14 protein-coding genes and 1 pseudogene are annotated in these 19,596 nt (G+C 67.5%); 8 read left to right on the forward strand and 7 right to left on the reverse strand.

Features of this window, described 5'->3' with window-relative positions; all coding sequences use genetic code 11:
- Positions 1-108 precede the first annotated feature (108 nt).
- On the forward strand, positions 109-408 hold the full coding sequence (locus ABSY19_RS17705) for an antibiotic biosynthesis monooxygenase family protein (RefSeq protein ID WP_382154088.1): 300 nt from the start codon (positions 109-111) through the stop codon (positions 406-408).
- Between the two features lie 49 nt (positions 409-457).
- On the opposite strand, the gene rocF is transcribed toward ABSY19_RS17705, so the two are convergent.
- Positions 458-1,375 (reverse strand): arginase, encoded by a 918-nt coding sequence (gene rocF, locus ABSY19_RS17710; protein ID WP_382154090.1) that lies wholly within the window; start codon positions 1,373-1,375, stop codon positions 458-460.
- Positions 1,376-1,726: 351 nt separating this feature from the next.
- Between rocF and ABSY19_RS17715 the strand changes: the two genes are divergently transcribed.
- The 4 genes from ABSY19_RS17715 (at position 1,727) to ABSY19_RS17730 (ending at position 7,673) form a co-directional block, all read left to right on the forward strand.
- On the forward strand, positions 1,727-3,130 hold the full coding sequence (locus ABSY19_RS17715) for a right-handed parallel beta-helix repeat-containing protein (RefSeq protein WP_382154093.1): 1,404 nt from the start codon (positions 1,727-1,729) through the stop codon (positions 3,128-3,130).
- Between the two features lie 86 nt (positions 3,131-3,216).
- Positions 3,217-4,839, forward strand: coding sequence for a right-handed parallel beta-helix repeat-containing protein (locus tag ABSY19_RS17720; RefSeq protein WP_382154096.1), 1,623 nt, complete (start codon positions 3,217-3,219; stop codon positions 4,837-4,839).
- A gap of 325 nt (positions 4,840-5,164) precedes the next feature.
- Complete coding sequence (locus ABSY19_RS17725; RefSeq protein WP_382154099.1) at positions 5,165-6,490, forward strand: right-handed parallel beta-helix repeat-containing protein; 1,326 nt, start codon at positions 5,165-5,167, stop codon at positions 6,488-6,490.
- A gap of 97 nt (positions 6,491-6,587) precedes the next feature.
- Positions 6,588-7,673 carry a DUF6352 family protein gene (locus ABSY19_RS17730; protein ID WP_382154102.1) on the forward strand — a complete coding sequence of 362 codons (1,086 nt, stop codon included), beginning with the start codon at positions 6,588-6,590 and terminating at the stop codon, positions 7,671-7,673.
- 24 nt (positions 7,674-7,697) lie between these two features.
- Here the strand turns inward: ABSY19_RS17730 and icmF are convergent, their stop codons facing one another.
- The 5 genes from icmF to ABSY19_RS17755 all read right to left on the reverse strand — a co-directional run bounded on the left by icmF (position 7,698) and on the right by ABSY19_RS17755 (position 15,834).
- Complete coding sequence (gene icmF, locus ABSY19_RS17735; protein ID WP_382154105.1) at positions 7,698-10,991, reverse strand: fused isobutyryl-CoA mutase/GTPase IcmF; 3,294 nt, start codon at positions 10,989-10,991, stop codon at positions 7,698-7,700.
- A 34-nt stretch (positions 10,992-11,025) separates the two neighbouring features.
- Positions 11,026-11,916, reverse strand: a complete 891-nt coding sequence (locus tag ABSY19_RS17740) for a PPK2 family polyphosphate kinase (RefSeq protein ID WP_382154108.1) — start codon at positions 11,914-11,916, stop codon at positions 11,026-11,028.
- A 139-nt stretch (positions 11,917-12,055) separates the two neighbouring features.
- Positions 12,056-14,020 (reverse strand): TRAP transporter large permease subunit, encoded by a 1,965-nt coding sequence (locus ABSY19_RS17745; RefSeq protein WP_382154111.1) that lies wholly within the window; start codon positions 14,018-14,020, stop codon positions 12,056-12,058.
- Positions 14,017-14,637, reverse strand: coding sequence for a TRAP transporter small permease subunit (locus ABSY19_RS17750; RefSeq protein ID WP_382154114.1), 621 nt, complete (start codon positions 14,635-14,637; stop codon positions 14,017-14,019). The genes ABSY19_RS17745 and ABSY19_RS17750 overlap by 4 nt, the downstream gene beginning before the upstream one ends.
- Positions 14,638-14,724: 87 nt before the next feature.
- Positions 14,725-15,834, reverse strand: coding sequence for a TRAP transporter substrate-binding protein (locus ABSY19_RS17755; protein WP_382154117.1), 1,110 nt, complete (start codon positions 15,832-15,834; stop codon positions 14,725-14,727).
- A 225-nt stretch (positions 15,835-16,059) separates the two neighbouring features.
- Between ABSY19_RS17755 and ABSY19_RS17760 the strand changes: the two are divergent.
- The 3 genes and pseudogenes from ABSY19_RS17760 to cqsA form a co-directional block, all read left to right on the forward strand.
- A pseudogene (locus ABSY19_RS17760) lies at positions 16,060-16,740 on the forward strand (MBL fold metallo-hydrolase); the annotation flags it as partial.
- Between the two features lie 24 nt (positions 16,741-16,764).
- Positions 16,765-17,184, forward strand: coding sequence for a rhodanese-like domain-containing protein (locus tag ABSY19_RS17765; protein WP_382163850.1), 420 nt, complete (start codon positions 16,765-16,767; stop codon positions 17,182-17,184).
- 163 nt (positions 17,185-17,347) lie between these two features.
- A complete protein-coding gene (gene cqsA / locus ABSY19_RS17770) occupies positions 17,348-18,610 on the forward strand; it encodes an alpha-hydroxyketone-type quorum-sensing autoinducer synthase (protein WP_291111070.1) in 1,263 nt (420 codons plus the stop codon).
- Here cqsA and ABSY19_RS17775 read toward each other — a convergent pair.
- Positions 18,607-19,593, reverse strand: coding sequence for a response regulator (locus ABSY19_RS17775; RefSeq protein WP_291111072.1), 987 nt, complete (start codon positions 19,591-19,593; stop codon positions 18,607-18,609). The two genes, cqsA and ABSY19_RS17775, sit on opposite strands and share 4 nt — an antisense overlap.
- Between the last annotated feature and the right edge of the window lie 3 nt (positions 19,594-19,596).

Here is a 19,596-nt window from a genome sequence, read left to right on the forward strand (position 1 = left end):
CTCCTCCGGCGCGCACGCACGTCATCCAGGATGCCGCGGAACTGGCTTTGCCAGGCCGCAGGCATCGCCCCCTGGGGGTGACGCGAAGCGGCGCGGGGGCTCCACAAGATGATTCTCGAGCACGCCGACATCCGCATCGACCCCCTGAAGAGTTCAGCCTTTGAAGAGGCCATTCTTCGTGGGGTGAGCACCGTCATCGCCCATTCGAAGGGCTTCAAGGGCTACCAGGTCCAGCGCAGCATCGAGACCCCCGGGCGCTACCTGTTGCTGATCCAGTGGGAGACGCTGGAAGACCACACCGTGGCCTTCCGGGGCTCCGATGCCTTCCCGCAGTGGCGCGCCATCGTCGGGCCGTTTTTCGCCCAGCCCCCGGTGGTCGAGCACTTCGAAGTGGTTGGCAAGAGCTGATGGCTGCTTGCCCTCGCGGGCAGCCTTTGGTTGTAATTGAGTTACAACTTTAGTTTTTTCGCATCAGGGTGGACTTGCCGAACAGGCTTTCGATCAGGTCCACCGCCAGCTCGGCGGTGCGGTTGCGCACATCGAGCGCGGGGTTGAGCTCCATCACGTCGAGCGAGCACAGCCGGCCGGTGTCCGCGATCATCTCCATGCACAGCTGCGCCTCGCGGTAGGTCGGACCGCCGAGCACGGTGGTGCCCACGCCGGGCGCGATCTCCGGGTCGAGAAAGTCCACGTCGAAGCTCACGTGCAGGTGGGTCTGCTCGTCCACGCCCATCAGCGCTTGCTCCATGGTGTGGCGCATGCCCATCTCGTCGATGTAGCGCATGTCGAACACCTCCAGGCCGGCCTGGTGCACCAGGCGCTTCTCGCCCGCGTCCACGCTGCGGATGCCGATCTGCCGCACCACGCCGGCGTCGATGGCCGGCGTGGTGCCGCCGATGCCGGTGAGTTCGGGCGGGCCCATGCCGCAGAGCAGCGCCACCGGCATGCCGTGGATGTTGCCGCTGGGCGTGAGCGCGGCGGTGTTGAAGTCGGCGTGGGCGTCGAGCCAGAGCACGCGCAGCTTCTTGCGCGCCTCGCGGCAGTGGCGCGCCACCGCGCTGATCGAGCCCAGGCCCAGGCAGTGGTCACCGCCGAGCACGATGGGCAGGCGGCCCAGCGCGAGTTCGGCGTGCACGGCCTCATGAAGGCTCTGGTTCCAGGCCACCACTTCACCCAGGTGGCGGTAGCCGTCGGTGGGCGGCAACCAGGGATTGGCCGGACCGCCGAGGTTGCCGCGGTCGGCGACGCTCAGGCCCTGGCCTTCGAGCACCGTGGCCAGGCCCGCGACGCGCAAGGCCTCGGGGCCCATGGAGGCACCGCGGGCACCGGCGCCGATGTCGGTCGGCACCCCGATGAGGCTGAGGTTTTTTTGCATGGCGGTATTGTGAGTCGGTGAATCCCGAGTGTGACGGCCTTCGGGCTGGTTTCAAAACGTATGGCGTGTTACCAGCCACCGGTCGGCGGGCGGACATCGCGCACACGCCCTCCACCGGACACCCCTTTTCGGGCGGGGAATTTTGTTACCAACCCACACCTTTCGTGCCGGACTCCAAGCCGTTGGGAAGCTGATACTCCGTTCGCGCTGAGCGGGTCTCCGCCCATCGTGGTGATTTATCTCACGTTCCTGGCCTGTCCGACACTGCAGCGCAGTGTGACCTGGAACCCTTTCCCGATCGCCCCTGCCGCCGCCCTCGTGTGAGCGTCAAGGTGTTTTTGTGCCGCCGATATGAACCCGACTCCGATTCCGACCCCGACGCCCTGGATGGAGGGCCCTTCGACCCGCAAGTCGCTGCCCTTGCTGGCCGTGCTGTTCGCGGCCACGCTCACCGCCTGCGGTGGTGGGGGCGGCGGAGGGACGGCCACGGGTGGTGGCACGGTCAACGAACCGGTGGCCGGGGCGCCAGCGCCGAGCCCGGCTCCTTCGCCAGCACCTCGCCCTTCGCCCGCGCCAAGCCCTGCTCCTGCTCCTGCTCCTGCTCCTGCCCCAGCGCCGGCACCGGCACCGGCACCGGCACCCTCGGCCACCGCCTGCGATGCCGCCACCGGCCGCGTGTTGCAGGTCGGACCGGGCAAGACCTATGCCATGCCCAGCGCCGCGGCCGCGGTGGCGCAGTCGGGTGACGTGATCAAGATCACCGCCGGCGACTACCGGGGCGACGTCGCTTCCTGGACCGTCAACAACCTGACCATCTGCGGCGTGGGTGGCAAGGCCCGCCTGTTCGCCAACGGCAACAACGCCCGCGGCAAGGGCCTGTGGGTGGTCACCGGCTCGAACATCACCATCGACAGCGTCGAGTTCCGCGACACCACGGTGCCCGACCAGAACGGTGCCGGCATCCGCGCCGAACACGGGGGCGACCTGCGCATCCTCAACAGCGGCTTCTACGACAACCAGAACGGCATCCTGGCCAACGCGGGTTCGTCGACCATCACCATCGAAGGCTCCGAGTTCGCGCGCAACGGCCTGGGCGATGGCTACACGCACAACATCTACGTCAACCAGATCAACCGCCTGACGGTGAGCCGCAGCTACTTCCATGAAGCCAAGGTGGGCCACAACCTCAAGAGCCGGGCCCGGGAGACGGTGATCGAGAACAGCTACTTCATGGACGGCCCCACGGGCACGTCGAGCTACCTGGCCGACTTCCCGAACGGCGGCCGCGTCTACCTGCGCGGCAACCTGTTCCACAAGGGGCCGCAGGCGAGCAACCCGAATGCCATTTCCTACGGTGCGGAGGGCCTGTCGAACCCGACCAACACCTTCGAGGCCATGCACAACACCGTGGCCATCACCCGCTCGGGCGGCGCCTTCCTGGCCATCGCCAGCGGCACCTCGTCGGTCACGCTCGCGGCCAACCTGTTTGCCGGCACGGGCAGTCCGTCGCTGATCACGGGCGGCTACGCCGCCGGCAACGCGGCGCAGTCGAACAACGTGACCTCCGTGGCCAGCAACATCCCGGGCGCCAGCAGCATCGCCAGCCCGAACTTCTGGCCCAACGCGGCGCTGCAGGCCCTGATCGGCCTGTCGGTGGTGCCGGACTCGAATTACACGCGCGATGCGCCCACGCCCTATGCCTCGCGGGCGATCTCAAGCAGCCGCAAGGCGGGCGCACTGCAGTCATCCCCATAAACCGCCGGACCGCCAGGCAGGAGGGCACGGAAGACCCGTGTTCAGGAGGCGGCCGTTCTTTCTTCAGCTCTCAGGTGATTCTTCCCATGTCCCAACTCGATTCCCTCTCCCGTCCGGCTTCGCACGCCGGTGTGTTGGCCGCCTGTGCGGTCATGTTCTCGATGGTGGCCGCCACAGCCCCGGCCCAGGCTCAGACGGCCTCCGCGACCTGGACCAAGGTCGCCAACGAAGGCAAGATTTTCTGGTTCTCCGGCACGAAGAACGTGCGTTATGGCACCGGCACCCGCTGGGCATACAAGACGGTCCGCACGGCCGGCATCTGCACCGCCAGCTATTTCGGCAGCGATCCCGCCAAGGGCGCGACCAAGACTTGTGAAGTGATGGCCGCTGCCGCGCCCGCGCCAGCCCCGGCGCCTGCACCTGCACCGGCTCCCGCCCCGGCGCCTTCACCCGCACCAGCCCCCGCTCCTGCACCGGCACCGGCACCGGCACCCGCGCCTGCACCGGCACCCGCGCCTGCACCGGCACCGGCACCCGCGCCTGCACCGGCGCCAGCCCCTGCTCCCGCTCCCGCACCCGCGCCGGCACCCGCTCCCTCGGGCACGGCCTGCGACACGGCCACCGGCCGCGTGCTGCAGGTGGGCCCGGGCAAGGCCTACAGCGTGCCGAGCGCCGCCGCCGCCGTGGCGCAGGCCGGTGACGTGATCAAGATCACCGCCGGCGACTACCGCGGTGACGCGGCGACCTGGAAGGCCAGCAACCTCACCATCTGCGGCGTGGGCGGCAAGGCCCGCCTGTTCGCCGATGGGAAAAACGTGCAGGGCAAGGGCCTGTGGGTGGTCTCCAGCCCCAACATCACGATCGACAACATCGAGTTCCGCAACGCCACCGTGCCCGACCAGAACGGCGCCGGCATCCGCGTGGAACCCGGCGTCAACCTGACGGTGCGCAACAGCGGCTTCTTCGACAACGAGAACGGCATCCTGGCCGCGGCCGGCGCGACCACGATCACGATCGACCGCTCCGAGTTCGGCCGCAACGGCCGGGGCGATGGCTACACGCACAACATCTACGTGAACCAGATCAACCGCATCGCGGTGACCTCCAGCTACTTCCACGAAGCCAAGATCGGCCACAACTTCAAGAGCCGGGCGAAGGAGTCGGTGATCGAGAACAGCTACTTCATGGACGGCGCCACCGGCACGTCGAGCTACCTGGCCGACTTCCCCAACGGCGGCAAGGTGGTGCTGAAGGGCAACATGTTCCACAAGGGCCCGAACGCGGACAACCCCAACGCCATCTCCTACGGCGCCGAAGGCCTGTCCAACCCGAGCAACACCTTCGAGGCCGTGCACAACACGGTGGTGATCACCCGCTCGGGCGGTGCCTTCCTGGCCATCGCCAACGGCACCAGCTCGGTCAAGCTCACGGCCAACCTGTTCGCCGGCACGGGCAGCCCCGCGCTGATCACCGGCGGGTACGCCGCCGGCAGCGCGGTGCAGTCGAACAACGTGACCTCGGTCGCCAGCAACATCCCGGGCGCGTCCAACGTCGCCACCCCGAACTTCTGGCCCAACGCGACGCTGCAGTCCCTGATTGCCCTGTCCGTGGTGCCCGACGCCAGCTACACCCGCGACGCGCCCGCGCCCTACGCACTGCGCGCGATCTCGGGCAGCCGCAAGGTCGGCGCGCTGCAGTCCGCGCCCTGAGCCCGGTCCGCACACCGCTTCCCAGGCCCGCCTCGCGCGGGCCTTTTTCATGCATCAAAGCGTATGAGCTGTTACGGCCGAAGCCGCGCCCAGCGGGGCTGCGGGGCAGGGCGGCGAATCTCGGTTACATAAAAACACCTTCTGTGGCAGGCGACCCGGTGCCAGCGGCCACACTGGCGACCATTTCCCGGTCCTGGCGCGGGGCAGGGCGCTGAGCGGCGATACTCCACCCCGTACCCTTGTCTTCGATGGATCCGGACCCCTTCATCAGAACGCGGACGATTGGCCTGCCTGGCCGGTGTCTGTTTTTCTTCCGTTGCCTATCTTGAACATCCAACCCACTCCGCACCTGAGCGCCCCTGCTCGCCGTCTGTCCTCTTCCCTCGTTGTTCCTGGCTTCGCGCTGTTGCTGGCCGCCACCTTGAGCGCGTGTGGTGGCGGTGGTGGCGGAGGGGGCGGGGGTGATGGCGACAGCCCGTCGGGCGGTGGTGGCGGAGGGGGCGGCAGCTCCACGCCGTCGCCGGCGCCCCCCTTGTCGGCCGGCGCGGCGTGCGACACCGCACCGGGCCGGGTGCTGCAGGTGGGGCCTGGCCAGACCTATGCCATGCCCAGCGCGGCGGCCGCGGTGGCGCAGGCGGGCGATGTGATCAAGATCGCGGGCGGCGACTACCGGGGCGACGTCGCCTCCTGGACCGTCAACAACCTCACCATCTGCGGCGTGGGCAGCCGCGCGCGCCTGTTCGCCAACGGCAACAACGCCCGGGGCAAGGGCCTGTGGGTGGTGTCGGGCGCGAACATCACCATCGACAACATCGAGTTCCGCGACACCACGGTGCCCGACCAGAACGGCGCCGGCATCCGCGCCGAGCACACGGGCGACCTGCGCATCCTCAACAGCGGCTTCTACGACAACCAGAACGGCATCCTGGCCAATGCCGGTTCGGCCACCATCACGATCGAGAGTTCGGAGTTCGCGCGCAACGGCCTGGGCGATGGCTACACGCACAACATCTACGTCAACCAGATCGACCGGCTGACGGTGAACTCGAGCTATTTCCACGAGGCCAAGGTTGGCCACAACCTCAAGAGCCGGGCGCGCGAGTCCATCATCCAGAACAGCTACTTCATGGACGGGCCCAGCGGCACTTCCAGCTACCTGGCCGATTTCCCCAACGGCGGCAAGGTGGTCCTGAAGGGCAACCTGTTTCACAAGGGCCCGCAGGCGAGCAACCCCAATGCCATCTCCTACGGGGCCGAAGGCCTGTCGAACCCGACCAACACCTTCGAGGCCGTGCACAACACCGTGACCATCACCCGCTCGGGCGGCGCCTTTCTGGCCATCGCCAACGGCACCTCGTCGGTCACGCTCACGGCCAACCTGTTCGCGGGCACCGGCAACCAGACCGCGATCACGGGCGGTTACGTCGCGGGCAACGCCTCGCAGTCCAACAACGTGAGCTCGGTGGCGAGCAACCTGGCGGGTGCCACCAGCATCAGCAGCCCGAACTTCTGGCCCAACGCGGCCTTGCAGGCCCTGATCGCGCTGCCCGGCGTGCCGGATGCGACCTACACGCGCGATGCGCCCGCGCCCTACGCCTCGCGGGCGATCACGGGCAGCCGCAAAGCCGGCGCCTTGCAGGCCGCACCCTGAACCTGCGGCGCCCCGGCGCCGCCGCGGGTGAACGACAATGCGTTCACCCCTCGACTCCCAACCCGCCACGCGCCCCCGCGCGCAGCGGGTTTTCTTCATGTCCGACGCCCCTTCTCTCCCCATCTGGTCGTCCTGCGGCCACGAACTGCTCAACCGCGATGCGCGCGGCTGGCTGAGCCCCACCGACGGCTACTGGCGGCTCTGGCTGCAGCGCCCGGAACTCGCGCTGGTCGAGGAATCCTGTGCCGCCGAGCGCGCGCTGCACGCTGCCTTGATGGCTGCGCCCACGCGCGCCGTGACGGCAGCCGAGCTGGACGCCTTCGAGGACGACGACGCGCGCGCCAACCACCGCCTGTTCCTGGGCTTCCGGGACGCGGTGATCGCCGCCGGCTCGCTCGAAGCCGCCTACGCCGGCTTCTTCCAGGCCGGCGCCATCCAGATCCCGCCGCTGTTCCTGGACCTGGTGGTGCAGGCCCTGGTGTGCCGCCTGCTGGAGGACGAGCCCGACGCCTGGGCCTGGCGCGCGGCCGAGATGCTGTTTCGCCGCCAGCGCGTGAGCGTGCAGGACGGCCGCGTGCTCAGCGGCGACAGCGAGGTGCTGGACCTGCTCAATGAAACCGGCGGCCTGGGCGAGCTGGGGCGCCTGCTGGTGCAGGGCGGCGCGGCCCTGCCGGCCACGCAGATCGAGGTGCTGGGCGACGACAACGCGCCGCGTTACCTGCGCAGCCGGGAGGGGGCTGGGCGCTTCAACTTCGTGCTCGACCTCACGCACGAAATCCAGAACGAATTGCCGCATGGGCTCACGCTCACCATGACGCGCTCCCGCTCGGGCCTGAAGGCGCTGGCCTCGGTGCTGGAGAAGTGGGTGCGCCATTTCCACGGCGTGGCCGTGAAGATCCAGCCCGAAGCGCGGGTGGAAGACCCGTCGTGGCGCTGGCATGTGGGGCTGGACGTGGCCTCGACCGCGCTGCTCAACGACCTCTACCTGGGCAACGAGGTGGACTCCGAGCGCCAGCGCCGGCTGATCAGCCTGTTCCGGCTGAGCTTCGCCGACCCCATGGACATGCGTGCCGACGTGCGCGGCAAGCCGGTCTACCTGGGCCTGGCCATGGGGCCCGATGGCCTGCTCAAGCTCAAGCCGCAGAACCTGCTGCTCAACCTGCCGCTGGCGAACCCGATGTGAACCTGGGGCCGTGAGGCCCGAGGCTCACATGTTGCGGCGGTACTGCCCGCCCACCTCGAACAGCGCGCTGGTGATCTGGCCGAGCGAGCACACGCGAACCGCGTCCATCAGCACCTCGAACACGTTGCCGTTCTCGATCACGGCCTGGCGCAGGCGCTGCAGCATGGCGGGCGACTCATGGGCATGGCGCGCGTGGAAGTCGGCCAGGCGCTTGAGCTGGTTCTGCTTCTCGTCGTCGGTCGAGCGCGCGAGCTCCAGCGTCTCGGGCGTGAGGTCGCCGTGCGGGTTGCGGAAGGTGTTCACGCCCACGATCGGGTACTCGCCGGTGTGCTTGAGCATCTCGTAGTGCATGGACTCGTCCTGGATCTTGCCGCGCTGGTAGCCGGTCTCCATCGCGCCCAGCACGCCGCCGCGTTCGGCGATCTTCTCGAACTCCTGCAGCACGGCCTCTTCCACCAGCTCGGTGAGCTCGTCGATGATGAAGGCGCCCTGGTTGGGGTTCTCGTTCCTGGCCAGGCCCCACTCGCGGTTGATGATGAGCTGGATCGCCATCGCGCGGCGCACCGAGTCTTCGGTGGGGGTGGTGATGGCCTCGTCGAAGGCGTTGGTGTGCAGGCTGTTGCAGTTGTCGTAGATCGCGATCAGCGCCTGCAGCGTGGTGCGGATGTCGTTGAACTGGATCTCCTGCGCGTGCAGGGAACGGCCGCTGGTCTGCACGTGGTACTTCAGCTTCTGGCTGCGCTCGTTCGCGCCGTAGCGGTCGCGCATCGAGGTGGCCCAGATGCGGCGCGCCACGCGGCCGAGCACGGTGTACTCCGGGTCCATGCCGTTGCTGAAGAAGAAGCTCAGGTTGGGCGCGAAGTCGTCGATGTGCATGCCGCGCGCGAGGTAGGCTTCCACGAAGGTGAAGCCGTTGGAGAGCGTGAAGGCGAGCTGGCTGATGGGGTTGGCGCCGGCCTCGGCGATGTGGTACCCGCTGATGGACACCGAGTAGAAGTTGCGCACGTCGTGGTGCACGAAGTACTCGGCGATGTCGCCCATGACCTTGAGCGAGAACTCGGTCGAGAAGATGCAGGTGTTCTGGCCCTGGTCTTCCTTGAGGATGTCGGCCTGCACCGTGCCGCGCACGTTCGCCAGCACCCATTCGCGGATCTTGGCGGCCTCGGTGGCGGTAGGCTGGCGGCCGTTTTCGGTCTCGAACTTCTCCAGGTTCTGGTCGATCGCGGTGTTCATGAACATCGCCAGGATGCTGGGCGCCGGGCCGTTGATGGTCATGGAGACCGAGGTGGCCGGGTGGCAGAGGTCGAAGCCGCCGTAGAGCACCTTCATGTCCTCGAGCGTGGCGATGCTCACGCCGGAGTTGCCCACCTTGCCGTAGATGTCGGGGCGCGGGTCGGGGTCATTGCCGTAGAGCGTGACCGAATCGAAGGCGGTGGACAGGCGCTTGGCGGCCATGCCTTCGGAGAGCAGCTTGAAGCGGCGGTTGGTGCGGAAGGCGTCGCCTTCGCCGGCGAACATGCGCGTGGGGTCCTCGCCCTCGCGCTTGAAGGCGAAGGTGCCGGCGGTGTAGGGGAAGCTGCCGGGCACGTTGTCCAGCATCAGCCACTTCAGGATCTCGCCGTGGTCCTCGTACTTGGGCAGCGCGACCTTGCGGATGGTGGTGCCCGACAGGCTCTTGGTGGTGAGCGCGGTGCGGATCTCCTTGTCGCGGATCTTCACCACATACTCATCGCCCGCGTAGGCCTTCTGCATGTCGGGCCACTGGGCGAGCAGCTTGCGAGCGGCCGGATCCTGGTCGAGTTCGCGCAATTGAGCGAGGTCGATCACCGCCTCGGCGGCGCGCGCGCGCTCGGGCTTGTCCTTGCGCAGCATGGCCGCGCTGGCGTTGAGCTGCTGGATCTCGCGCGCCAGGCGCGACTGCTCGATCGCCTTCTTCTTGTAGCCGCGCACCGTGTCGCTGATCTCGGCCAGGTAACGCGTGCGCGCGGGCGGCACGATGGGCGTCTGGTTGGTGCTGTGGCGCACCTTCACGGCGGGCAGCCGGCCCTCCTGCAACGGCAGGCCGAGGTCGCCCAGGCGCACTTTCAGCGCCTGGTACAGCGCGGTCACGCCGTCGTCGTTGAAGCGCGCGGCCATGGTGCCGAACACCGGCATCTGGTCGGGCGGTGTGCTCCAGGCTTCCTGGTTGCGCTGCACCTGCTTGGCCACGTCGCGCAGGGCATCGAGCGCACCCTTGCGGTCGAACTTGTTGATGGCCACGAAGGCGGCGAAGTCCAGCATGTCGATTTTCTCGAGCTGGCTGGCCGCGCCGAACTCGGGCGTCATCACGTACATGGGCAGGTCCACGTGCGGCACGATGGCCGCGTCGCCCTGGCCGATGCCGGAGGTCTCGACCACGATCAGGTCGAAGCCCGCGCACTTGCAGGCCGCGATCACGTCGGGCAGGGCGGCGCTGATCTCGCTGCCGAAGTCGCGCGTGGCCAGCGAGCGCATGTAGACGCGCGGGCCCTGGCCCCAGGGGTTGATGGCGTTCATGCGGATGCGGTCGCCCAGCAGCGCGCCGCCGCTCTTGCGGCGCGAGGGGTCGATGGAGATCACGGCCACGCGCAGGCGGTCGTCCTGGTCCAGCCGCAGGCGGCGGACGAGTTCGTCTGTCAGCGAGGACTTGCCCGCGCCGCCCGTGCCGGTGATGCCGAGCACCGGCACCTTCCTGGTCTGGGCCTGCTCGCGCAGGGCCGAGACGATGGCCGCGTCCGCGCTGCCGTTCTCCAGCACCGTGATGAGCTGGGCCAGCGCGCGCCAGTTCATCTCACCGCCGCCCTCGATGGCTGCCAAGGCCTTGGGCGCGTAGGGGCTGAGGTCGCGGTCGCAGCGCATCACCATCTCGCCGATCATCCCGGCCAGGCCCATCTTCTGGCCGTCTTCGGGGCTGTAGATGCGCGTCACGCCGTAGTCCTGCAGCTCGCGGATCTCGGCTGGCACGATCACGCCGCCGCCGCCGCCGAACACCTGGATGTGCTCGCCGCCCCGGCTCTTGAGCAGGTCCACCATGTACTTGAAGTACTCCACATGGCCGCCCTGGTAGGAGCTGATGGCGATGCCTTGAGCGTCTTCCTGCAGCGCGGCGGTGACCACCTCGTCCACCGAGCGGTTGTGGCCCAGGTGGATCACCTCGGCGCCCATGCCCTGCAGGATGCGCCGCATGATGTTGATGGCGGCGTCGTGCCCGTCGAACAGGCTGGCGGCGGTGACGAAACGCACCTTGTGCGTGGGGCGGTAGTTGGCCAGTGCCTGGTACTCGGCGGCGAGGTTGCTCATGGTGTCTCTCTCTGGGGGCGGATGGCGGAAAGCCTCATTCGATGCGCAGGCCGGCCAAGGCGGGCTTGGGCGGCGGGTAACGCAGATCGAGGGCTTTGAGGGTGTCGCGCACGATGGTCGCGATCATCAGGTTGCGGTGGGTCTTGGAGTTGGCGGGGACCACGTTCCAGGGGGCCCAGGGGGTGCTGGTGCGGGCCAGCAGCGCCTCGTACGCGCGCTGGTAGTCGGCCCACTGCTTGCGCACGTCGAGGTCGCCCTCGCTGAACTTCCAGTGCTTGGTCGGGTCGTCCACGCGCTCCTGCAGGCGCTGGCGCTGCTCGTCGCTGCCGATGTGCAGCATGAACTTCAGGATCACGGTGCCGGTCTCGGCGAGCAGGCGCTCGAAGTCGTTGATGTGCGCGTAGCGCTGAGCGGTCTGGGCGGGCGTGATCCAGCGGTTGACCACCGGCACCAGCACGTCTTCGTAGTGGCTGCGGTTGAAGACCATGGTCTCGCCGGCGCCGGGCACCTGCTGGTGGATGCGCCACAGGTGGTCGTGGTCGCGCTCGGCCTCGGTCGGGGCTTTCCAACCCACGGTGTGCACGCCCAGCGGGCTGGTGCGCGCGAACACGCCTCGCACGGTGCCGTCCTTGCCGGCGGTGTCGGTGCCCTGCAGTACCACGAGCAGCTTGAAGCGGCGGTCGGCGTAGAACAGGTCCTGCAGGCCGTCGAGTTCTTCGGCGATGGCCTGCACGCTGGCCTGGTCGGCCGCCTTGTCGCCACTGGAAAAGGGCTTGGCGTCCGGTTTGAGCTTCTTGAGCGAGACCTTGGCGGCCGGCGCGCCCTCGGCCACCGGCTCGATCTGCCAGTCGCGCCACGCGCCGTTCTTGCCCGCGCGCAAGGCCGCGCGCGGAAAGGGCAGGGAGGCGTCGTTCGGGCGGGGCATGCGGTCTCCAGCTAGGGGGCTCGGACACGATTCTTCGCGCATCCGGTCAATTGACGTTTACGTAAACGTAATATAACCCGTTTCCCCCAAAAAAGAAGGGGCGCCGAAGCGCCCCCTGGGGTGGATCGGACCCGTCAGATCACTTGTAGAGCAGCTGCGGCAGCCACAGGCCGATGCCGGGGAACATGTACAGCAGCACGATGGCCAGGATCTGGATGCCCATGAACGGCAACATGCCCAGGAAGATCTGGTTCAGCGTGACGTGCGGCGGGGACACGCCCTTGAGATAGAACGCGGCCATGGCCACCGGCGGGCTGAGGAAGGCGGTCTGCAGGTTCAGCGCCACCAGCAGGCCGAAGAACAGCGGATCCACGTCGAAATGGGCCAGCAGGGGAATGAAGATCGGCATGAAGATCACGATGATCTCGGTCCATTCCAGCGGCCAACCCAGCAGGAAGATGATGATCTGGGTCATCACCAGGAACTCGATCTTGGTGAGTTCCATGCTGAGCACCCACTGCTCCACCAGTGCCTGCCCGCCCAACAGCGCGAACGCCGCGGAGAAGATCGCCGAGCCCACGAACAGCCAGCACACCATGGCCGATGTCTTGGCCGTCAGGTAGACCGACTCCTTGAGCACGGCCATGTTGAGCCGCCGGTAGGCGGCCGCCAGCAACATGCCGCCCAGCGCGCCCATGGCCGCGGCCTCGGTGGGCGTGGCCAGGCCCAGCACGATCGAACCCAGCACGCTCAGGATCAGCAGCACCAGCGGGAAGAACGAGGCCAGCAGCATCTTGAAGATTTCAAGGCGGGCGAAGCTGAGGAACAGGTAGAACAGGGTGACGAGCGCGCCCATGACCGCAAACACCACCCACCACCAGGTGGGTGCGGGCTGGGTCGTGGCGATTTCTTTGTCTACCTCGACACCTTCGACCGCTGCTTGCGCCGCAGCGGCGGGTTCGGCCGCGGCGGCTTCGGCGCCGGGAGGGGGTTGCAGGGCGCCGGCGGCCTCGGGCACATCGGGGTCTGCCGGAGGTTCGGCCAGGCCGCCCGATTCGGATGGCGGTTCGGCCAGGCCCCCTTCGGCCGGGGGCTCGGCCAGGCCACCGCCTGCGGAGGCGCTGGAGCGGCTGGCGCCGATTTCCTCGATCTCGTACACCGCCTCGGCTCTCACCGTGGTGACCGCCTGGTAGCTCGGGATCATCACCGCGGCGAAGATCAGCGCGGGCAGCGCGGCCAGGCAGATCTGCTTGAGCAGGTGCGACAGAGGCACACCGGCATTGCGCCGGCCCTTGAGCAAGCCCAGCACCGCATGGGCGGTCGGGTCGGTGGTCAGGCGCTGGGTCAGCGTGGGCAGGTGGACCTGGCGCTCTTCGGCGCTCAGCGGCGGCGCCCATTGCGGCTTGAGCTTGGCCACGATGATCACGTACAAGATGTACAGGGTAGCCAGCATCAGCCCGGGGAAGAACGCACCGGCGTACAACTGGACCACGGACACGCCGGCCGTGGCACCGTAGACGATCAGCAGCACCGAAGGCGGGATCAGGATGCCCAGGCAGCCCCCCGCCGTGATGGCGCCAGCCGCCAGCGGCACGCTGTAGCCGGCGCGCAGCATGGCCGGCAGGGCCAGCAGGCCCATCAGGGTTACCACCGCGCCGACGATGCCGGTGGCCGTGGCGAAGATGGTGCAGGTCACCAGCGTGGCCACCGCCAGAGCGCCGGGCAGCCGGGCCATGGCCAGGTGCATGCTCTTGAAGAGCGACTCGATCAGGTTGGCGCGTTCGACCAGGTAGCCCATGAAGACGAACAGCGGGATGGCGATGAGCACGTCGTTGGCCATGGTCTTGTAGGCCGACTGCACCATCAGGTCCAGCGTGCGCGTGACATCCCGCTCATAGGCCAGCCAGGTGAACAGCATGCCCATGCCCATGAGCGTGAACGCGGTGGGAAAGCCCAGCATGATCGCCACCACCACCAGCGAGAGCATCAGCAGGCCAAGGTGGCCTTGCGTGATCGTCTCGGCGCTGAGCAGCACGCCCGCCGCCAGCACCACGATGAGGGCCATGAAGCTGAGGCCGAACCAGAGTTCCTTGCGCAGCTTCATTGTTTTTTCTCCTGGGCGACGACCACGGCGTCGAGTGCGGCGATGTCTTCGTCTTTCACGTTGACCATTTCCTTGAGTTTTTCGACGTCGACTTCCTGCACGTCGTCTTCACGCGCCGGCCAGGCGCCAGTCTGGATGCATTGGACGCAGCGCACGATCTCCACCAGGCCCTGCAGCAGCAACGTGATGCCCGCCAGCGGGATCACATACTTGAAGGGGTACAGCGGCAGGGGGTCGGCCGAGAAGGTCTGTTCGCGGATCGCGAGCGATTCGCCGGCGTAGACCCAGCCGGCCCAGGTCAGCGCGATGATGCCGGGCAGGAAGAACACGATGTAGAGCAGCAGATCCACGGTGGCCTGGGTTCGCGGCTGGAAGAAACCATAGAGCACGTCCCCCCGGACGTGCCCGTTCTTGGACAGGGTGTAGGCGCCGGCCGTCATGAACATGGTGCCGTACAACATGATCTGGGCGTCGAGCACCCAGGCGTGGGGTTCGTTCAGCACATAGCGCGAAAACACCTCCCAGCTGATCAGCAGCGTCAGCAGGAGGGCGCACCAGGCAAAGACCTTGCCGATCAGCGTGGACAGCCGATCGATGGTCCACAAGATGGATTGCATCGTCATTCCTCAGCCGGCGCGGTGAAACGGGCAAAAAAAAAAGGGGCATCGCGCCGGCGCCATGCCCCTCGTCCCGGCCTGCGGGTCTCAGCTCTTCTTGGCGAAGTAGTGGTTGAAGGCCATCTTGAAGTCGACGGTGTAGTCGTTCTGCCATTGGCCGGCGCGCTGCGCGAAGGCCTTCTGCGAGTCGAGCACCTTCTTGAACAAGGGGTTCTCGGCCGCCTTCTTGGCGATGGTCTTGTCCCACGAAGCCAGCTGCGCGCGCAGGATCGGATCGGGCGTCTTGTAGAACTTCACGCCACCCTTCTTCAGCGCTTCATAGTCCTGCGAGTTGCGGTCGATGGCCTTCCAGCTCATGTCGGCGCTGGAGGCTTCCGACGCGTACTCGATGATGGACTTGAGTTCGGCCGGCAGGGCGTTGAGCTTGGTCTTGTTGAACAGGATCTCGAACTGCTCACCGGACTGGTGGAAGCTCTGCAGCATGCAGTTCTTGGCCACGTCGGGGAAGCCCAGCACGCGGTCGCTGGAGGCGTTGTTGAACTCGGCCGCGTCGATCAGGCCGCGGTCCAGCGCCGGCACGATCTCGCCGCCGGGCAACGGATTGACAGCGGTGCCCATGTCGGTGAACACGTCCACCGCCAGGCCCACGGTGCGGAACTTCAGGCCCTTCATGTCGGCGACCTTGGACACCGGCTTCTTGAACCAGCCCAGTGGCTGGCAAGGCATGGGGCCGTACAGGTAGGAGACCACGTCGAGGTTCAGGCTCTTGTAGATCTCTTCCATCAGCGCCTTGCCGCCGCCGTACTTGTGCCAGGCGAGCACCATGTTGGCGTCCATGCCGTAGCCCGGGCCGGAACCCCACAAGGCCAGGGCGGAGTTCTTGCCGTACCAGTAGGCGACCACGCCGTGGCCGCCGTCCAGCGTGCCCTTGGCCACCGCGTCCAGCAGCTGGAAGGCCGGTACCACCGAGCCCGCTGGCAACACCTCGATCTTCAGACGACCGCCGGCCATGTCATTGACCTTCTTGGCGAAATCACCTGCGTACTCGTGGAAGATGTCCTTGGCCGGCCAGGTGCTCTGGAAGCGCAGCGTGGTGGTCTGCGCGGTGGCAATCATGGGCACGGACATGGCGCCGGCCGCGACGGCGGCGCCTTTGAGCATGCCTCGGCGCGAAGTGACGGTCTTCTTGTCAGTCATCTGTTGTCTCCAGTCGGGTTGATGAGGCGCCGATGATGCGCCCAAGGTGCCACTGCGGAGCGCAGGGTTTTCACCGACCAGTGAATACACGTGGCCGCAAGCCCTTGTTTTTGGCTGTTCCGGCACCAAAAATGGGCGTGAAAATATCTTCACGCCCTGTTGAAAATCCATGACGCCCAGCCTCGGGCATGATGGTCGGCCCCCGAGTTCCACTTGTGCTTTCAGATGAAACCGATCCAGCTGTTCGACCCCGCCTCCAGCACCTACACCTACGTGCTGTTCGACCAACTCAGCCGCGACGCGCTGCTCATCGATCCGGTGGATGAGCAGATCGAGCGCGATCTCGCGACCCTGCGGGAGTACGGCTTGAAACTGGTCTGGACCGTGGAGACCCACGCCCATGCGGACCACATCACCAGCGCGGGCCGGCTGGCCGAGCTGGCTGGCGCCAAGACCGCCGCGCCCCTGGGGTGTGGCATCGGCACCGCGGGCGTGCAGCTCCAGGATGGCGACACCCTGAAGTTCGGCGGGGAGGTGCTCAAGGCCCTGCACACCCCGGGCCACACCGCCGGCAGCATGAGCTTTCTCTGGCGCAACCACGTGTTCACCGGCGACACCCTGCTGATCAACGGCTGTGGCCGCACCGATTTCCAGTCGGGCAGTGCCGAGGCCCTGTACCGCAGCCTGACCCAGGTGCTGTTCGCGCTGCCGGACGACACCATCGTCTGGCCCGGCCACGACTACCAGGGCCGTTCGTGTTCCAGCATCGGCCGCGAGAAAACCACCAACACGCGGGTGGCGGGCAAGACCGAGGCCGAGTTCGTGGCCTTGATGAACTCGCTGAACCTGCCGCGCCCCCGGCGCATCGACGAGGCCGTGCCGGCCAACCTCACGTCCGGCCTGCGCCACGACGCCGACGGCGCGCTGCAGATGCAACCCCTGCCGCCCTCGGGCGCCCACCAGGGCACCTACGCCGGTGACGTATCGCCCGAACTGGCCTGGCGCTGGGTCCAGAGCGGCGAGGCCGTGATGGTGGACGTGCGCACCGACGCGGAGCGGGAGTGGGTGGGCTTTGTGCCGGGCGCGGTGCCCGTTGCCTGGAAGCAGTGGCCCGGCATGGCGCTGAACCCGACCTTCGATCAGCAGGTGCGGGAAGCGGCCGGCGGCAAGAAGCTGGTGCTGCTGTGCCGCAGCGGCGTGCGCTCCATTGCCGCCGCCAAGCGGGCCACCGAGCTCGGGCTGGAGGCCTACAACATCCTCGAAGGCTTCGAAGGCGACCCCGATGCCGACGCCCACCGGGGGCGCAAAGGGGGGTGGCGGTTCCGCGAATTGCCCTGGCGCCAGAACTGAGCCAGCCATTCAAGGGTTGTTACGCCGCGTAACCGCCTGTCGGCAGAACGAGCCGAAACTTGAGAAGAAAGCCTCATAACCCCTGTCAAACCTGACAGGGGTCGTGTGTTTTTTCACGGATTTCTTTTTTTAATGGGGTTTTCTATCCGCTAAGGGGAATCCCATGGAAACGCTGGAACGCGCTCAAGACGCCGTTTACAAGAACCCACCGCTGGCCGCCACCCTGGTTCAGCGGATGGAACGTGATTTCAAACCCCGCTGGGAAGGCAACTGGGGCGGCAAGTTCGTGCTGCACGGTTCTTCGCCCGGCCCCAATGCGGTGCGCCTGGACGGCAACGACTACCTGAGCGTGACGGGCCACCCGAGCATCGTCGCGGCCCAGGTCGAGGCCATCACCAAGTCCAGCGAGTTCGTGGTGCAGTCGGGTGTGTTCCTCCTCCAGCAGCACCCCACGCGCGCGCTCGAAATGGCTCTTGCGGGCTGGGTCGGCAAGGAAGACGCCTTCGTCTGCCAGTCCGGCTACTCGGCCAACGTCGGCCTGCTGCAGTCCATTGCCGACGCCAACACCCCGGTGTACCTGGACACCCAGGCGCACGCTTCCCTGTGGGAAGGGGCCCATGCCGCGCGCGCGCCGGCTTTTGCCTTCCGCCACAACGACGCGGCCCACCTGGACAAGATCATGGCCAAGAACGGCCCGGGCGTGGTGGTGGTGGACTCGGTCTACAGCACCACCGGTTCCGTGTGCCCGCTGGAAGCCATGATCGAGGTGGTGGAAAAGCACGGCAGCATGATCCTGGTCGACGAGTCGCATTCCCTGGGCACGCACGGCCCGGGCGGCGCGGGCCTGTGCGCCGAACTCGGCCTGACGGACCGGGTGCACTTCATTTCCGCCAGCCTGGCCAAGTCGGTCGCGGGGCGCGCCGGCTTCTTCACCGCACCGGCCAGCATGCGTTACTACATCCTGAGCTCGAGCTTCCCCAACATCTTCAGCTCCTGCCTGCTGCCCCATGAGATCGCCGGCCTGCGGGCCACGGTCGAGGTGCTGCAGAAGGCCGACGACGAGCGGGCCCGCCTCAAGGCCATCACCCGCCGGGTGCGCGACACCCTGGGCGGCCTGGGCTACTGGATCCACCAGGGCACCGAGCAGATCATTTCGCTGGAAGCCGGCACCGAGCCGGACACCATGCGCCTGCGCGACGAGCTGGAAAAGCGCGGCGTGTTCGGCGCCATCTTCTGCGCCCCGGCCACCAGCAGCAAGCGCGCCCTGGTGCGACTCACGCTCAACGCGGCGCTGACCGAGGCCGAACTCGATCACCTGGAGGCGGTGGCGCGCGAGATCGCGCCGATCGTCAAACCCTGGGATTGGCCTTGTGCCCGGCGCGCCCGCGTGCAGGCCGGTGCCCAGGAGGAGGCCCTGGCGGCCTAAGTGTCGTGAACCTCGCGCCCGCCCTGGGCTTCCAGAAAGTGCCGGTAGGCATAAATGGGCTGGGGCAGGTCGGCGCGGTCCAGGCTGAACAGGGCGCCGGAGAGCACGCCGTCGTCCCCGACCGGGAAAGCCTGCGCGGTCCGCACCGGGCCCCGCAGGCCCATTTGCTGGTGCAGTTCCACGGCGGCCAGCCGTTGCCCGGCCTGCACGGCACGCACGGCATCGAAGCCCAACCCGGCCGAGCCCGCGAGCTCGGCCAGATCGGGCAGGCTGGCCGTGGGTTCGAGCTGCAGCCAGTGGCAGTTGCCCATGGAGTCCAGGCCGACCAGGCCGAAGGGCTCGCCGAGCACCACGTACTCCACCCAGTGCTGCTCGGTGTAGGCGCGCAGCGCCTGCGCCACCGACGGGATCTGCAGCATGGACTGCTGCGCCGGCCGCAGGGCGGCACGCCACAGCGTGTTGAGCCGGGGGTGTGGCGTCTGGGACAGCTTGCGCAGCACACCGAGCAGGTGGCGCGTGATGTCCGTGGTCTGTTTGGGCACGAACTGGTCGATCAAGCCGTTGTTGAAGGCCTGGATGGCGATCTGCTCGTCCGCCTGGCCCGTCAGCAGCACGCGCGAGCCCGGCCAGTCGAGCAGGGTGTTGAGCACCCGCAGGCCGTCGGTGCCGGGCATGGCGTAGTCCACCACGCAGATCTGGGCCAGCTCGTAGCGCGAGGCGCTCACGGCCCAGTACCGCAACACCTGCGGCAGCAGCGGCTGACCCTGCCGCCAGCGCTCGATCATCTGCAGCTGGGCCATGGCGTCGGCCTCCCAGCGCGCGGGCTCGTTCTGCATGCGGGCGGCGAAGCCCGAGGGGCGTGAATAGAGCTCGACCTGCCAGTGCGAGGGGATGACCATGCCCAGCATTTCCAGGTAGTCGGTGTCGTCATCCAGGAAGAGGACGCTGCCAGGGCGGTGAAAGAGTGAGATCGTCAGTGCCATCGT

Source organism: Hydrogenophaga sp. ANAO-22 (assembly GCF_042466645.1).
In the GTDB taxonomy this organism is placed as follows: Bacteria; Pseudomonadota; Gammaproteobacteria; order Burkholderiales; family Burkholderiaceae_C; genus Hydrogenophaga.

Bases quoted from the DNA above. Each gene is read 5' to 3' on its own strand.
- ABSY19_RS17720 (WP_382154096.1), top strand. From the start codon at position 3,217: ATGTCCCAACTCGATTCCCTCTCCCGTCCGGCTTCGCACGCCGGTGTG.
- ABSY19_RS17730 (WP_382154102.1), top strand. From the start codon at position 6,588: ATGTCCGACGCCCCTTCTCTCCCCATCTGGTCGTCCTGCGGCCACGAA.
- ABSY19_RS17765 (WP_382163850.1), top strand. From the start codon at position 16,765: ATGCAACCCCTGCCGCCCTCGGGCGCCCACCAGGGCACCTACGCCGGT.
- ABSY19_RS17775 (WP_291111072.1), bottom strand. From the start codon at position 19,593: ATGGCACTGACGATCTCACTCTTTCACCGCCCTGGCAGCGTCCTCTTC.
- icmF (WP_382154105.1), bottom strand. From the start codon at position 10,991: ATGAGCAACCTCGCCGCCGAGTACCAGGCACTGGCCAACTACCGCCCC.
- ABSY19_RS17745 (WP_382154111.1), bottom strand. From the start codon at position 14,020: ATGAAGCTGCGCAAGGAACTCTGGTTCGGCCTCAGCTTCATGGCCCTC.
- ABSY19_RS17755 (WP_382154117.1), bottom strand. From the start codon at position 15,834: ATGACTGACAAGAAGACCGTCACTTCGCGCCGAGGCATGCTCAAAGGC.
- ABSY19_RS17750 (WP_382154114.1), bottom strand. From the start codon at position 14,637: ATGCAATCCATCTTGTGGACCATCGATCGGCTGTCCACGCTGATCGGC.
- rocF (WP_382154090.1), bottom strand. From the start codon at position 1,375: ATGCAAAAAAACCTCAGCCTCATCGGGGTGCCGACCGACATCGGCGCC.
- ABSY19_RS17740 (WP_382154108.1), bottom strand. From the start codon at position 11,916: ATGCCCCGCCCGAACGACGCCTCCCTGCCCTTTCCGCGCGCGGCCTTG.
- ABSY19_RS17715 (WP_382154093.1), top strand. From the start codon at position 1,727: ATGAACCCGACTCCGATTCCGACCCCGACGCCCTGGATGGAGGGCCCT.
- ABSY19_RS17705 (WP_382154088.1), top strand. From the start codon at position 109: ATGATTCTCGAGCACGCCGACATCCGCATCGACCCCCTGAAGAGTTCA.
- cqsA (WP_291111070.1), top strand. From the start codon at position 17,348: ATGGAAACGCTGGAACGCGCTCAAGACGCCGTTTACAAGAACCCACCG.